The following is a 15,757-nucleotide window of genomic DNA, read 5'->3' as shown; positions in this document are numbered from 1 at the left end:
AGGCCTGTCGGATCAGGCATTCTGGAACTTCGCATACATGATCCTGGCGCGGTTGAGATGCTGATGCATCCTTTCGTGCGCCGCCTGAGGGTCGCGAGCCAAGATCGCTTCGATGATATCGGTATGCTCTCCTTCGACCCGGGACAGGTACTTACCTGTCGCGGCAGGGTTGATTTCATCATCGATGAGATTGGCGCGTGGAATTACACAATGGCGTAGCTGTTCATAAAACATAGTAAAACAGGGGTTGCCGGTTGCCTCTGCGATCGCGCGATGGAAGGCATAATCTTCCTCCCGTGCCTGAGACCCTTCATTACACGCGTCAATAAAGGACGCATGCGTCACTTGGAGGCGTCGCCGGTCCTCGCTAGCGTGACGTGTGGCCGCAAGGGCGGCCACGGCCGGTTCTATCGCCATACGCAATTCGAGAACGTGAAGGATGTCCTCGACCGTGGTCGGGTGAATCCTTTCCGCCGGCATGGGGTCGAGTGCAGTCCTACGCACCACTCTCGTACCGACACCGCGACGGGTAGTCACCAGGCCGCGCGACTTGAGATGTGCGATTGCCTCGCGAATCACCGTACGGCTGATCCCGAAGGAGTCGCAAAGCCCGTTCTCGCCAGGCAATTTCTGGCCGACCGGAATGCTGCCGGCACTGATCAGCGCTTCCAGCTGGTCGGCCACGTGGAGTGACAAACTGCCCTTGCGTGGAACCTGCCGAACGTTCAGCGGTGCCAGGTTATCCAGCGCTGGGGGCTTGCCTGCCATGACTCCCTTCCTTTATGGCTTGCCTAGCATGGTGATTCATGGAGCGTGGATTCGATCAGCGCACCATGGTGGGTTGCTTGGGATCGAAGGCCCAACCTGGAATCAGGTACTGCATGGCCATGGCGTCGTTGCGCTGAGTGACATCGAGGCTCTTGTAGAGCGCATGGGCCGCTTCGAGCTGCTCCATGTCCAGCTCGATGCCCAGGCCGGGTGCGTCGGGCACACGCAGCTTGCCGTCGCGAATCTGGAACGGCTCCTTGGTGATGCGCTGCCCATCCTGCCAGATCCAGTGGGTATCGATGGCGGTGATCTCGCCCGGGCAGGCCGCGGCCACGTGGGTCATCATCGCCAGCGAGACATCGAAGTGGTTGTTGCTGTGCGAGCCCCATGTCATGCCCCACTCGTTGCATAATTCACCGACCGCAACGGCGCCCTGCATGGTCCAGAAGTGACAATCGGCCAGCGGAATGTCCACGGCATTGAGCTGCACCGCGTATTGCAGTTGCTTGAAGTCGGTAGCGATCATGTTGGTCGCCGTGGGCAGGCCGGTGCGTTTCTTGAACTCGGCCATGGTCTCGCGTCCGGAGTAGCTATCCTCCTGGCCGCACGGGTCTTCGGCGTAGCTCAGCAGATCGCGGATCGGCGTCAGCACGCGCACCGCCTCGTCCAGCTTCCAGGCGCCATTGGGGTCGAGTGTCAACCGCGCCTCGGGGAACGCCTCGTGCAACGCCCGGATGCAGTCGGCTTCCTCCTCGCCGCGCAACACGCCACCCTTGAGCTTGAAATCCTTGAAGCCGTAGCGATCAAACGCCGCCTTGGCCAGGTTGGCGACGGCCTCGGGCGTCAGCGCCTCGCGACAGCGCACCTCGTCCCAGGCATCGCGGGGATTCACCGCCTTGGGATACGGCAGGTCGGTCTTGTCCGGATCGCCGAGAAGAAACAAGTAACCCAGCGCCTCGACTTCGTCGCGCTGGCGACCGAACTGGCCCAGCAGGTCCGCCACCGGCATGCCCATGGCCTGGCCGAACAGATCGAACAGCGCCGACTCGATGGCCGTCAACACATGCACCCCGACCCGTAGATCGAAGGTCTGGCGGCCGCGCTCTTCGCGACCGTTACCGGCCAGCAACAGACGGCAGCGGTTGAGAGTGCGCTTGATGTCGTTGACGGCCGAGCCGTCCACCAGAGAGCGGCACTGCTCCAGACCCTTGATAATGCCCTCGCTGGAAGGGATCTCACCCACGCCCCGGTTGCCGGCGCTGTCTTCCAGGATCAGTACGCAGCGCACGAACCAGGGCGCGTGCCCACCGCTTAAGTTGAGCAGGAAACTATCGTAGCCGGCGACCGGCACTACGCGCATGCTTTTGACGGTTGGGGACATGGTCTTGGGTCCTGAATACATTTAATGATTGAAGAATGATAAAACTCAGGTGACTGGCGCCGGATTGAACAGCACGAGGTCGTTGTGTAGGCCCAGACGATCGGCCGCCACAAGCTTCCTGCCACTGGCCACGTCCAGAATCAGGTGGAATAGCTCCCAGCCGACATCCTCGATGCTGGCTTGCCCCGTGGCGATGCGTCCCGCATCAAGGTCGATGATGTCGTGCCAGCGCTGACTGAGTGCGGTATTGGTCGCCATCTTGATGATAGGCACCATGGGCAAGCCGTACGGCGTGCCCCGTCCCGTCGTGAAGACCTGCAGGTTCATCCCAGCGGCAAGTTGCAGCGTGCCGCAAATGAAATCGCTGGCCGGCGTGGCGGCGAACGTCAGGCCCCGCTTACGAATCCGTTCTCCGGGGCCGATGACGTCCACGATCGGGCTATTTCCCGACTTGATGATCGAGCCCAGCGCCTTTTCCACAACATTACTCAAACCGCCGCGCTTGTTGCCGGGCGAAGGGTTGGCGCTTCGATCCGCCTGCCCCTGCTCGAGGTAGCTGTCATACCAGGCCATCTGATCAAGCAAGGCCTGCCCGACCTCCTTGCTAACGGCACGCGGGGTCAACAGATGGATGGCATCGCGCACCTCCGTGACTTCGGAAAACATGACGCTGCCACCGGCACGCACGATTAGGTCAGTGGCAAAACCTACGGCGGGATTGGCGGTCACGCCGGAAAAGGCATCGCTTCCGCCACACTGCATCCCCACGACCAGCTCCGAGGCGGGGCAGGTTTCACGCTGTCGACGATTCAGCTTCTCGAGGTGGCGTTCCGCCATGGCCAAAATGCCGTTGACCATGTCTTCGAAGCCGGAAAAGCTCTCGTCCTGCAGGCTCAGGACGTTCGCCTCGGGATCCGCAGCCTCGGTATTCTCGTAGATCCTTACCGGCTGGTCGGATAACAGAGCCGACGGCTGCAGCTTTTCACAGCCCAGCCCGATGACCATGACTTCGCCGCCGAAGTTCGGGTTCAGTGCGATGTTCTTCAATGTCCGTATGGGTACGATTGCAGCAGGTGCGTTGATAGCCACACCGCATCCATAGCTGTGATTGAGCGCCACGACATCGTCGACGTTGGGATACCTGGGCAGCAGCTCACTCTTTATGCGCCGGACGACGTAGTCGGTCGTGCCGGCTACGCATTGCACACTGGTGGTAATGCCTAGTACGTTCTTGGTGCCAACCGAGCCATCAGAATTACGAAACCCTTCGAAGGTATAGCCTTCGAGAGGCTCCCTTTCGGGCACCGCACGAGTAGCCAGCGGCATATCCTTGAGTGCAGGAGCTTGGGGCAACTTCACATTGGTCTCGTTGACATGCCCACCGCAGGAGATGTCGCATGTTGCCGTGCCGATGACCTCTCCATACCGGACAATGACCTCACCTTCGCCGATATCGGCCAAGGCAACCTTGTGCCCCTGAGGAATAGCTACCTTTAGCACAATGCCATTATTCAGCTGAGTACCTGCAGAGAGGCCGCCACGCTGCACAATGATAGCGACGTTATCCTTGTCATGGACCTTGATAATTTGATTGTCTGGCTTCTTTGTCATAGCGTTTTCTCCGAGACCGTTTAGGCAGGCATCATTCCATTTTAGCTAGTAGAGACCAAACTATCAGAGCGACGAGCCTTAACCCTTATAAATATTGAAAAAGCCACTGAAATAAATATAAGAAACCAGAGAAACACAGCTATTGGGCTTTTGGTAAAAAAGATGGAAAGGTTGCCATACGACTCAATGCTTTTAACAAAATAGACCTCTGCCGATCCGCCTAGAATGAACCCAATGATAAGGGGAACAAGCTCAATGCCGATTTTGCATGCCACATAACCAAAGAGGCCAAAAATCAAAAGCGTCCAGACATCGAACATGATGCCGTAATTTATAGCATAGGCACCGACTACACACATCATGACGATAATCGGGTACAGAATATGCTTTGGCACCTCAATGACCTTGGCGATATATTTTATTGCAAAGAACATGATGCCGAACATCACGAAATTAGCCACGACCAGGGCAATAATCATCGTATACCATGTATCAATATTATCGCCGATAAACAACGGGCCAACCTGGATGCCTTGCAATGTAAACGCGCCAATCAGGATTGCCGTGGTCGAGTCGCCCGGGATACCGAGGGAAAGCAGAGGTACCAAGGCACCACCCGTTAACGCATTATTAGATGATTCAGAAGCAACAAGGCCTTGAGGGGCACCTTTTCCCATTTGGCTTGAATCTTTAGAGAAATTCTTTTCTTGCGTATAGGCCAGCACCGAAGCTGCGCTACCACCGACACCTGGCAGCATACCTACGAAGGTACCGATAGAGGACGAGCGCACTAAGTTGGTAAGCTGACCTTTGAAAATGCGGAGAGAAAATCGTGGTCCCTTGGCAAGCTTGATGGTTGGGCTTGCAGCCTCTCCCTTGAAGCCCTTTTCAGCATCCTGAAAGATAGTAGTGATCCCGAATATGCCAATCAGCACAGGAAGCAGTGAGAAACCACTGACCAAATAGTATTCCATAAAATCGAACATCAGGCGGGTTTCTCCGTTACCGCCATTGGTAATCTCATACGTCCCTATCAGGCTAAGCCAGACACCTAGCACTCCACTAAAAATACCCATCAGCATATTTTTAGTCAGAGAAGCTATAACTGTTAGCGCCAAAAAAATGATCAGGAATTTTTCTACGTACGAAAATTTTATAGCAAAGTCAGCCAGCACCGGGGCAAAGTAAAAGAGCACGCCGGCGCTAAACAACCCGCCAAACAAGGAAGCTACGATGCAGACCTTAAGTGCTCGCTCGCCCTCCCCTTTTTTCGCCATAGGATAACCATCGAACGTGGTGGTTATGGAGGATGGCGTACCAGGAATATTCAATAAGACAGCTGGTACCATGCCGCCCGAGATACCACCCACGTACAAGCCCAGCAGTAGTGCCAGGCCGCTATTGAGGTCAAGCGCATAGGTCAGCGGAAGGCATACGGCAACTGCCATCGTTGCCGTCATACCAGGAATAGCTCCGAAGATCACACCAATCAGTGCCCCGGCAACTATTAACAGGAAAAACATAGGAGTCAAGTTAGACAGAAATTCCATAATTTTTACTCTGCCGTCAGGGGAGTGTGATTCTGAATAGCTGGGAGAGGACATACCACGCCAAAACTGGAGCAACAACAGCATTGATGGCAATGATCAGCATATTCCGTCGCGATTTTATTTCTACATAGAGGGTTGCCAGCAGGAATATGAAGGGAATGGACACGAACAGGAACCCGTACCCTGTGTTAGGAAATACATCCCCCACGACAGACATCATATAGAAATACGCTATTATCAGAACAAGTGTGCCGAAAAAACGCAGTCTATCGAAGCCATTCTCTGCATACAGCACGGCACGTCCTGCCTGTCTCAATGCCGGGTAAATCTTCTTTGATTTGCTGATCAGTATAATGGCAAGCAGTCCAAGCAATACATATGTCACCAGCCTCGGAAAAAACAGGTGAGACTGATCGAATGCTATGTTTACATCCAATAGCGAAAGAAACTGGCTTTCCATATAAGCCTCTCACATACAAGCACGTTAACAAGCAAGCTGCCGGTGCAGCCTTCTGCACCGGCAAACCGGGGTCACTTGATGTTTTTGATTATCTCCGCGTACTGGTCGCGCTTATCCTTAAGATACTCCTGAGCTTCACTGGATGGCTTGAAATTAGGAATGAAGAAAGATTTTTTCTGTTCCTTCTGGATTTCCCCTTCTGCGTAAACCTCTTTGAGTGCATTGTCGATACAGCTAACGATCTTGGGGTCCATATCCTTGTTGTAGAGGAAGAAGAATTCCTTATCGAAGGTAAAATTCTCCGACTCGTTCTGGGGCACGGTCACATTGGGATTGACATACTGGAGAAGCTCTTTCTGGGAGGTCTTTCCCATTCCCTCCTCACTGGTCTGCTTGATCGTATCGTTCCGGGCCGTCAGCCAGACGAAGCGCATCGCCTTTTGATCATCCGATGGCAATCGAGTGTACTGTTCGTTCGCCTGCACCGAACCATTGATAACATCAGCGAGCCCATCAAAGAGCAACTGATTCTTGTCAGCTTGCGACCCCGTGTTCACCGCAACGACATTGCTTTCCTTGCCCGGATATTTCATTTTCACCGCATTCTTCAGCGCGCTGAATCCAATCTCCGATACACCGCCGGGCTGTATGGCAACGCGGACTTCCTTACCTTCGCCAGCTGCCGCAATGACGTCATCGATAGTCTGGTAAGGTGAGTCCTTAGGCACCAAGTAGGCGTTACCCGGATTAATCGCGACTGTCGGGCCTACTGTATATTTCTCAAAAATATTGTCATAGCCATTCACGCCATAAAGGTTGCCCAAATAGGACTGATCATGAAAGATCATGACGGTGTTGCCATTGCGGCTCCGATCCAGCGCACGGAACCCCGCCATGGCACCAACGGCGTCTACCTTGGCATTGATATCCAGCTTCTCGGCCAAATGGTCCGCAACAATACTGGAGTTCTGGTAGGTATCACCACCTGTTGAGGTGGAACCAATAACGACACGCAAGTTGCTGGGGATCGGGCAATCTGCAGCGAAGCTCGTCATTGAGGCCCCTGCAGTTCCGGCAATCGCTACAGCGCAGACAAGCTTCCTAAGATGAGTTGTCATGATTTTCATAGGATCTTCCTTTATTTAGGCTTGGCGTGTACGAGGCCTTGTTAATTGTACTGCCCTTGGGCCAGACCTCTCTTCAATAGCCGGGCTCACTTTTCGTCGCTTTAGCGAACCCGGCCAAAGCTCTTATAGATCGTTGGCTGCACCGATGAGCTTCTCCAATACATTTCGCTCTTCCGAGGTCGGCATGGTCAGCGGTGCACGGACATTTCCAGCCGGCCTTCCGATGATATCTGCCCCTGCCTTGACCAGGCTGACCGCATAGCCCTTCTTGTGGTCGCGCAGGTTGACGAAGGGAATGAAGAATTCATTGGTGATCCTTTTGACGGTCTCGCCATCACCGGCACGCAGCGCACGATAGAACTTGACCGCCATCTCCGGCACGAAATTGAAGACCGCCGAGGAATAGGTATTCACGCCAATGGACAGATATGCCTCGGCGAAGATCTCCGCAGTGGGCACGCCACCCACGTAGACCAGGCGATCGCCGACCGTCTTGACGATCCTGTTGAGCAGTTGGAGGTCGCCCTTGCCATCCTTCAGGCCGATCAGATTCGGGCAGGCATCGGCGAGTCTCTGCACAGCACCGGCCTCGAGCACGCCATTGCCGCGGTTGTAATAGATGACGTTGATGGTCGTCGAATCGCAAATCTGTTTTGCATACTCCACCAGGCCGTCCTGCGGGCACTCGGTCAGGTACGGCGGCATCAGCAGGATGCCGTCGGCCCCCGCCTCCTCGGCGGCCTTGGCATAGGCCTGACCGGCGCCGATACTCAGGCCGGCGCTGGCGATGACCGGCAGCTTGCCGCCCACCGCCTCGACGGCCAGGGAAACGATCTCGCGATACTCGTCCAGCGTCAGGTTGAAGAACTCGCCGGTACCGCCGGCTACGAACACGGCGGAGATGTCATGACTGACGAACCATTCGAGGCGCTTGCGGTAGCTCTCGGAATCGAAGTTGCCGCTGGCGTCGAAGTCGGTGATGGGAAACGAAAGCAGGCCATCGCCAACCGCTTTCATGACATCGTTTCTAGAAAAATTCACGATCGTTCCTCTTGCTCGGGCCGCGGAGGCGTTGAGACCAATGAAGCGGGTAAGGGACAGCAGGGAATTGTGAACGAACGCGCTTCGCCACCTGCTTGTCATACATCATACAAGTGCCAAAGGTAGGCAGCCGGAGAGAGCAAGGCAACAGCGACCATGGTCGACTAAACCAAAGTCTATAACGATAAGTTCAGGGAGGACCGACAAGCGGCCAGAAGGGAAAATACCCAGCGCAGGGGGCCAGGGCCGCAGCGCTGCCCTGGATTAAAGATCAAGCCTGGACGGCGATGACGACGTCGAACTGCTCGATGCCGCCGCCTTCGCGGGTGGCATCGTCGGGCAAGGGATTGGCATGCGCCTGCTTGAAATCGTCGCTACCCACCCAGGCGCGAAAGGCCTCGTGGCTCTGCCACTCGGTTTCCACTACATAGGGCGCATGGCTGCCCACCGGTCGCAGGACGCGCATCGCGACGAAGCCGGGCTGCTTGTCGATCTGCCCGGCGCGCGCCGCGAAGCGGGCCTCGAAAAGTTCTTCGTAGCCCGGATTGACGTAAATGCGGTTGTTGACTATGTATCGGCCCATGATGGCTCCTCGACATTGGCCAGCCTACTGGCCAGCGAAATCGGCGGGATGGCGAAACGTGCACAGCTCGGCACAACCCGCAGCCCAGACGTCTGCTTCGAGCGCGGCGATGGCCGCCGTGGGCATCGGCAGCTGGCTGCGAGGGTCCCGATCCACCAGGCGGCCGGTCAGGCTGCCCACCAGCGGCATATGGCTGACCAGCAGCCAAGCGGCCCGGCTGGCCTGCAACCAGTCGATTACCGCCTCCACCGAGTCGTCCGGGGTGATCGACGACAGCGTCTCGACGCGCTTGTCGAGCCGATCGGCGACGATGCTCGCCGTCTGCTGCGCGCGCAGATATGGGCTCGCCGCGATGCGCAGCTCGACCGCCTGGGACGGGGTCAGCGAGCGCGCGAGCCAGTCCGCCATCAGAGCGACCTCCTCGCGACCCTGCGCGGTTAGCTCGCGCCCCTCGTCCGGTCGACCGGCGGCCGCCTGGCCATGGCGCATGATCCATAGCGATTGCCTCATGGGCCCTCCTCGCGCCGCTTGGCCTGCACGACCTCTTCGCGCGCCAGGGTGAACTCCACGTCGCTGCTCTGCTCGCCCTGCATCAGCAGCTTGGCCATGTCACGGGCCGGCACCCGGTTGAAAAGAACCTGATAGAGCCCTTCGCAGAGTGGCATGTAGATACCCTCCTCGTGGGCCTTGCCGCGCACCAGGCTCACCGTGTTGACCCCCTCGGCGACCTGGCCCAGCGCCTCGACCGCCTCGTCGAGCGTCTTGCCCTCGCCGAGCGCCTGTCCCACGCGGTAGTTGCGCGACAGGTTCGACGAACAGGTCACGATCAGATCGCCCACGCCGGCCAGGCCGAGGAAGGTCATCGGATTGGCACCCAGCGCGACGGCGAAGCGGCTCATCTCGGCGAGCGCCCGGGTCATCAGCATGCTGCGCGTGTTCTCGCCCATGCCCAGTGCCGCGGCCATGCCGGCGGCGATGGCATAGATGTTCTTGAGCGCGCCGCCGAGCTCGACGCCGTAGCGGTCGTTGCTGGCATAGACGCGGAAGTAATCGCAGCCCAGCGCATTCTGGACCCTGGCCCGGGTCAGCGCATCGTCGCTGGCGATCACCGTCGCGGTCAGTTGCTTCTGGGCGATTTCCGAGGCCAGGTTGGGGCCCGAGAGCACACCGATATGCACCGAACCGGTCTCCTCCTCGAGGATCTGGCTCATCAGCTTGAAGCCATCGGCCTGGATGCCCTTGGTGGTACTGACGAGAATTTGCCCATCCTGCAGCCAGCGACTCGCCTGGCGCACCACCGAGAGAAACGCCTTGGAGGGGATCGCCACGAACACCAGGCTCGCGCCTTCGATTACCGCGCGCAGATCGCTCGAGGCGACGACCCCTGGATTGATGGCAAAGTCGGGAAGATAACGCGGGTTGCGGTGGTCGCGATTGATCGCCGCCACCTGCTCATCGTCGCGCAGCCACTGGTTCACGGCGGCGCCATTGTCGGCGGCGATGCTCGCCAAGGCCGTACCGAAACTGCCGCCGCCCAGCACGGCCACCTGAAGTCGCTCGTCGCTCATGGTCCATCCATTGACGGTGAAAGACCCGCCCAGTGTAACGAAAAACGCCCCGTTCGGGGCGTTGTATACGCTTGGGCGAAGCATCCCGGGCCGGCCGGTTATCGGCGACCGCCCGGGCAACGTTCACTCGATCAACGGCACCAGCGCATCGATGCTGGAACGGGCATCGCCATAGAGCATCCGCGTGTTCTCCTTGAAGAACAGCGGGTTCTCGATACCCGAGTAACCGGTTCCCTGGCCGCGCTTGCAGACGAACACCTGCTTGGCCTCCCAGACCTTCAGTACCGGCATGCCGGCGATGGGACTGTTGGGGTCCTCCTGGGCGGCCGGATTGACGATGTCATTGGAGCCGATAACGATCACCACGTCGGTCTCGGCGAAGTCGTCGTTGATCTCATCCATCTCCATGACGATATCGTAGGGCACCCTGGCCTCGGCGAGCAGCACGTTCATGTGCCCGGGCAGGCGACCCGCCACCGGATGGATGCCGAAGCGCACCTGCTTGCCGGCGCCGCGCAGCTTGCGCACCAGGTCGCTGACCGCATTCTGCGCCTGGGCCACCGCCATGCCGTAGCCGGGCACGATGATCACGCTGTCGGCATCGTTCAGTGCGCTGGCCACCCCATTGGAGTCGATCGCCACCTGCTCGCCCTCGATCTCAGCGGCCTCGCTCTGCTTGGCCCCGAAGCCGCCGAGAATCACGTTGATGAAGTTGCGGTTCATCGCCTTGCACATGATGTACGAGAGGATGGCACCGGAGGAGCCCACCAACGCCCCGGTCACGATCAGCAGATCGTTGGACAGGGTGAAACCGATCGCCGCCGCCGCCCAGCCGGAATAGCTGTTGAGCATCGACACCACCACCGGCATGTCGGCGCCGCCGATGCCCATGATCAGATGCCAGCCGATGAAGAATGCCAGCAGCGCCAACAGCAGCAGCGTCCAGAAACCGGCGCCGTTGAGGTAGGCGATCGCCAGCAACAACGCCAGGGCCGCCGCGCCGGCATTCAGCCAGTGGCCCCCGGGATACTGACGCGCCTTGCCGTCGACCTTGCCGGCCAGCTTGCCGAAGGCGATGATCGAGCCGGTGAAAGTCACCGCGCCGATGAACACCCCCAGCACCACTTCGACCTGCAGGAAGGTAAGCTCAGCCGGCGTCTTGGAGGCCAGCGTGGCGGCGAAGGCCGACAGGCCGTCCAGCGACTCGCCCGCGGCACGCAGGGCCATTACCCGGGTGCGCTCCATGTCGGCATTCCAGCCGACGAAGACCGCCGCCAGACCGACGAAGGAGTGCAGCGCCGCGACCAGTTGCGGCATCTGCGTCATCTCCACCCGCTTGGCCACCACAGCGCCGATGGCCGCGCCGATGATCATCATCGGAATCATCAGCCAGTAGCCGCCCACGCCGGGGCCGAACATGGTGAAGAAGACCGCCACGGCCATGCCGACGATGCCGTACCACACGGCCCGCTTGGCCTTTTCCTGATTGCTCAATCCGCCCAGCGAGAGGATGAACAGTACACTTGCCGCAATTGCCGCGGCCGTAACGAATTCATGACCCAACATTGTGTGTCTCCGCGGCTCAGGATTTCTGGAACATGGCCAGCATCCGGCGTGTCACCAGGAAGCCACCCACGATATTGATGGATGCGATCAGCACCGAGATTCCCGCAAGCAGGCCGACCAGCCAGTTACCGGAACCGAGCTGCAGCACCGCGCCGAGGATGATGATGCCGGAAATGGCATTGGTCACCGCCATCAGCGGGGTGTGCAGGGAGTGGCTGACGCTCCAGATCACCTGGAAGCCGACGAAGCAGGCCAGCGCGAAGACGATGAAATGTTGCATGAACGAGGCCGGTGCGACCTGGCCCAACAGCAGCATCAAGGCACCGCCCACCGCGAGCATGCCCACCTGGCGCGTGGTCTGGGCCTTGAAAGCCGCATGCTCGGCGGCCTTCTTCTCCTCGGGCGTCGGCTCCTTCTCCTTGGGTTTGGGCTTGGAGGCGCCGATCGCCTTGACCTTGGGCGGCGGTGGCGGGAAGGTGATTTCCCCTTCGTGGGTCACCGTGGCGCCGCGAATGACGTCATCCTCCATGTCGTGAACGACCTTGCCGTCCTTCTCCGGCGTGAGATCGGTGAGCATGTGGCGGACATTGGTGGCATAGAGCAACGAGGCCTGGGTTGCCATGCGCGACGGGAAGTCGGTATAGCCAACGACGATCACCCCGTTGTCGGTGACGATGCGCTGATCGGGCACGGTCAGATCGCAGTTGCCGCCCTTCTCGGCGGCCAGGTCGACGATCACCGAGCCGGGCTTCATCGCCGCGACCATGTCCTCGAGCCACAGCTTCGGCGCGGGCCTGCCGGGAATCAGCGCGGTGGTGATGACGATATCCACCTCGGGGGCCTGTTCGCGAAACAGCGCCAGCTGCTTCTCGCGGAACTCGGGGCTCGACGGCGCCGCATAGCCGCCGCTTTCGGAACCGTCCTGGCTCTCGTCGAAATCGAGAAACAGGAATTCGGCGCCCATCGACTCGATCTGCTCGGCCACTTCGGGACGCACGTCGAAGGCGCGAACCACCGCACCGAGGCTGGTGGCGGTACCGATGGCGGCGAGCCCGGCCACCCCGGCACCGACGATCAGCACCTTGGCCGGCGGCACCTTGCCGGCGGCGGTCACCTGGCCGGTGAAGAACCGCCCGAACTGGTTGCCCGCCTCGATCACCGCGCGATAGCCGGCGATATTGGCGGTACTCGACAGGGCATCCATCTTCTGCGCCCGCGAGATGCGCGGCACCATGTCCATGGCGATCACGCTGGCGCCCTTGGCCTTGCAGCGTTCGAGCATCTCCTCGTTCTGGGCCGGCCAGAAGAACGAGATCAGGGTCTGGCCTTCACGCAGGCGACCGGCCTCTTCCTCGGAGGGCTCGCGCACCTTGATGACGATCTCGGCCTCGTTCCACAGCGCTTCGGCGCCATCGACCACACTGACGCCCGCTTCGCGATAGGCATCGTCACTGAAGCCCGCCGCCGCACCGGCGCCGGATTCCACCAGGCATTCATGCCCGAGCTTCTGAATATGCTGCGCGCTTTCGGGGGTCAGGGCGACGCGCGCCTCGCCCGCGGCGCGTTCCTTGGGTGCTCCGATCTTCACGACAGACCTCCCGCCTGACGGCGCGCACTGCGGTTCATGGCTACATTCGTAGGTTCAGTCCACATTCGTCTCACTCCTTGGATCGGCCAGGAATTCCAAAACGATTTCGATGACATAAAAGACAATGGAAAACGGCAAGCGGTTAGCTTGTTTATCGCAGCCTAGCTATTCAGTCTCTTCGCAAAGCCCTGCAAAGATCAATGAATCGTTATAAAAAACTAATCATAATCATGCACTTATGCACGTCATAACGCGCCACTTATGTGTTCATCAATGTCTAAGACAATGATTCGAATAGATTTTTCAAAAAAACCAGACCTCGCCTTTGGGTTATAAATGCCATAAGCAATTCGTTATTTTTGCGGGTCGGGTGCGAGTGAAACGCTACGACGAGTGACGCTACGCACACTATTGAGCATAACTTGGTCACCGAAAGTTGCTTAGAATTTAGCGAGATTCGCAAACAGCGCGCACAAAAAACCCGGCCTGCCAAGGGCAGGCCGGGTCGGCATCGACTCACATCACGACGTTTAGGCGGTCAGCATGGCATTGAGGCGCTTGACGTAGGCCGCCGGATCGTCGAGATGCCCGCCCTCGGCGATGATCGCCTGATCGAGCAGGATCCGCGCCAGGTCGCCGAACGACGCTTCGTCGGCGCTTTCGAGGCGATTGACCAGCGCGTGGTCGGGGTTGAGCTCGAGGATCGGCTTGACCTCGGGCAGCGGCTGGCCGGCCGCCTCCATGATGCGTCGCATCTGGAAGCCCATGTCGTTCTCGGAAAGCACCACGCAGGCCGGCGAATCGGTCAGCCGGTGGGTCACGCGGACTTCCTGAACGTCCTCGCCGAGCGCCGCCTGTACGCGCTTGACCAGGTCTTCCTTGGCCTTGGCGGTCTCCTCCTGGGCCTGCTTCTCTTCCTCGCCTTCGATCTCGCCGAGATCGAGATTGCCCTTGGCGACGTCGGCCAGGCTCTTGCCGTCGTACTCGGTGAGGTGGCTGACCAACCACTCGTCGATACGGTCGTGGAGCAGCACCACCTCGACACCCTTCTTGCGGAAGATCTCCAGGTGCGGGCTGTGCTTGGCCGCATTGAAGCTGTCGGCGACGATGTAGTAGATCTTCTGCTGGCCCTCCTTCATGCGCGCCACATAGTCCGCCAGCGACTGATCCTGGGTCGCGGTGTCGGTGTGGGTGGTCGAGAAGCGCAGTAGCTCGGCGATCTTGTCGCGGTTGGCGAAGTCCTCCGCCGGGCCTTCCTTGAGTACCGCGCCGAAGGTATTCCAGAAGCGCTGGTAGGCGTCGTTGTCCTTGGCCAGCTTCTTGAGCATGTCCAGCGCGCGCTTGGTCAGCGCCGACTTCATCTTGTCGACCTGCGGGTCCTTCTGCAGCAGCTCGCGCGAGACGTTGAGCGACAGATCCTTGGTGTCCACCACGCCCTTGATGAAGCGCAGGTAGAGCGGCAGGAACTGCTCGGCGTCGTCCATGATGAACACGCGCTGCACGTACAAGCGCACGCCACGCGCGCCGTCGCGCTCGTAGAGATCGAACGGCGCCCGCTCGGGCACGTAGAGCAGGCTGGTGTACTCGAGCTTGCCCTCGACCTTGTTGTGGCTCCAGGTCAACGGGTCGCTGAAATCGTGCGAGATGTGCTTGTAGAACGCCTTGTACTCGTCGTCACTGACCTCGCTCTTGGGCCGTACCCACAGCGCCTGGGCCTCGTTGACGGTCTCCCAGGTGACGACCTCGCTGCCCTCGACTTCGTTGCCGTCGTCGTCGGTGGCGGTCTCGGTCTTGAGCATGCGCACCGGCACGTCGATGTGATCGGAGTACTTGCGCACCAGGCTGCGCAGCCGGTAATCGTCGGCGAACTCCTTGGCGTCATCCTTGAGATGCAGGACGATCTCGGTGCCGTGCGCGTTCATGTCGATATCGGCGACGGTGAATTCGCCCTCGCCGCGCGAACGCCATTCGACGCCGGCCTCGCTACCCGCGCGCCGGGTACGTACGGTGACTTCATCGGCGACGATGAATGCCGAATAGAAGCCGACCCCGAACTGGCCGATCAGCTTGGCGTCCTTCTGCTGTTCACCGGAAAGCTGCTTGAGAAACTCGGCGGTACCGCTCTTGGCGATGGTGCCGAGGTTGGCGATGACGTCCTCGCGGGTCATGCCGATGCCGTTATCGCGCACCGTCACGGTGTTGGCCTCGGCGTCGTGCTCGATCTCGATGCGCAGGTCGCTGTCGCCCTCGTAGAGCGCGTCGTTGTCCAACGCCTGATAACGCAGCTTGTCGCCAGCATCGGCGGCATTGGAGATCAGCTCGCGAAGGAAAATCTCCCGGTTGGAATACAGGGAGTGGATCATCAGATGAAGTAGCTGCTTGACTTCGGTCTGGAAGCCAAGGGTCTCTTCATGGGTGGCGGTTGTCATTTAGCGGCCCCTCATGGTGTTGAACAACGTTCCGTCACCGATATGGGGCCCCGGGCAGGCATTTCAAGCATTTGCCGGCTCGATC

The 15,757-nt window shown here is 59.2% G+C and carries 13 protein-coding genes; all 13 read right to left on the bottom strand.

Translation table 11 applies throughout. The features are described 5' to 3' along the window. Window positions 1-12: 12 nt before the first annotated feature. Window positions 13-768 carry a FadR/GntR family transcriptional regulator gene (locus R6258_RS11595; RefSeq protein WP_318450394.1) on the bottom strand — a complete coding sequence of 252 codons (756 nt, stop codon included), beginning with the start codon at window positions 766-768 and terminating at the stop codon, window positions 13-15. Between the two features lie 55 nt (window positions 769-823). Further along, window positions 824-2,149, bottom strand: coding sequence for an enolase C-terminal domain-like protein (locus R6258_RS11590; RefSeq protein WP_318450392.1), 1,326 nt, complete (start codon window positions 2,147-2,149; stop codon window positions 824-826). Window positions 2,150-2,194: 45 nt separating this feature from the next. Next, window positions 2,195-3,760, bottom strand: a complete 1,566-nt coding sequence (garD, locus tag R6258_RS11585; RefSeq protein WP_318450390.1) for a galactarate dehydratase — start codon at window positions 3,758-3,760, stop codon at window positions 2,195-2,197. Between the two features lie 41 nt (window positions 3,761-3,801). Then, window positions 3,802-5,310, bottom strand: coding sequence for a tripartite tricarboxylate transporter permease (locus R6258_RS11580; protein WP_318450388.1), 1,509 nt, complete (start codon window positions 5,308-5,310; stop codon window positions 3,802-3,804). 16 nt (window positions 5,311-5,326) lie between these two features. After that, window positions 5,327-5,770 (bottom strand): tripartite tricarboxylate transporter TctB family protein, encoded by a 444-nt coding sequence (locus R6258_RS11575; protein ID WP_318450386.1) that lies wholly within the window; start codon window positions 5,768-5,770, stop codon window positions 5,327-5,329. A gap of 71 nt (window positions 5,771-5,841) precedes the next feature. Further along, the gene (locus R6258_RS11570; protein WP_318450384.1) at window positions 5,842-6,897 is read right to left on the bottom strand and encodes an ABC transporter substrate-binding protein; all 1,056 of its coding nucleotides are present in this window, start codon (window positions 6,895-6,897) and stop codon (window positions 5,842-5,844) included. 123 nt (window positions 6,898-7,020) lie between these two features. After that, window positions 7,021-7,938 (bottom strand): 5-dehydro-4-deoxyglucarate dehydratase, encoded by a 918-nt coding sequence (kdgD, locus tag R6258_RS11565; protein WP_318450382.1) that lies wholly within the window; start codon window positions 7,936-7,938, stop codon window positions 7,021-7,023. 271 nt (window positions 7,939-8,209) lie between these two features. After that, complete coding sequence (locus R6258_RS11560; protein ID WP_318450380.1) at window positions 8,210-8,521, bottom strand: antibiotic biosynthesis monooxygenase; 312 nt, start codon at window positions 8,519-8,521, stop codon at window positions 8,210-8,212. A gap of 24 nt (window positions 8,522-8,545) precedes the next feature. Continuing rightward, window positions 8,546-9,031, bottom strand: a complete 486-nt coding sequence (gene sixA / locus R6258_RS11555) for a phosphohistidine phosphatase SixA (RefSeq protein ID WP_318450378.1) — start codon at window positions 9,029-9,031, stop codon at window positions 8,546-8,548. Next, on the bottom strand, window positions 9,028-10,089 hold the full coding sequence (locus R6258_RS11550; RefSeq protein WP_318450376.1) for an NAD(P)H-dependent glycerol-3-phosphate dehydrogenase: 1,062 nt from the start codon (window positions 10,087-10,089) through the stop codon (window positions 9,028-9,030). Before R6258_RS11550 ends, sixA begins: the two co-directional genes overlap by 4 nt. A 123-nt stretch (window positions 10,090-10,212) precedes the next feature. Beyond that, window positions 10,213-11,655: an NAD(P)(+) transhydrogenase (Re/Si-specific) subunit beta gene (locus tag R6258_RS11545; RefSeq protein WP_318450374.1), complete on the bottom strand. Its 1,443-nt coding sequence runs from the start codon at window positions 11,653-11,655 to the stop codon at window positions 10,213-10,215. 16 nt (window positions 11,656-11,671) lie between these two features. Continuing rightward, window positions 11,672-13,243, bottom strand: coding sequence for a Re/Si-specific NAD(P)(+) transhydrogenase subunit alpha (locus R6258_RS11540; protein ID WP_318450372.1), 1,572 nt, complete (start codon window positions 13,241-13,243; stop codon window positions 11,672-11,674). Window positions 13,244-13,773: 530 nt separating this feature from the next. Further along, complete coding sequence (gene htpG / locus R6258_RS11535; protein WP_318450370.1) at window positions 13,774-15,672, bottom strand: molecular chaperone HtpG; 1,899 nt, start codon at window positions 15,670-15,672, stop codon at window positions 13,774-13,776. Window positions 15,673-15,757 lie beyond the last annotated feature (85 nt).

Origin of the sequence: Halomonas sp. HP20-15, assembly GCF_033446685.1 — a bacterium.
Lineage (GTDB): Bacteria > Pseudomonadota > Gammaproteobacteria > Pseudomonadales > Halomonadaceae > Modicisalibacter.
Note: the sequence above shows the minus strand (reverse complement) of the source record. Positions and strands in the feature narration are given on the sequence as shown.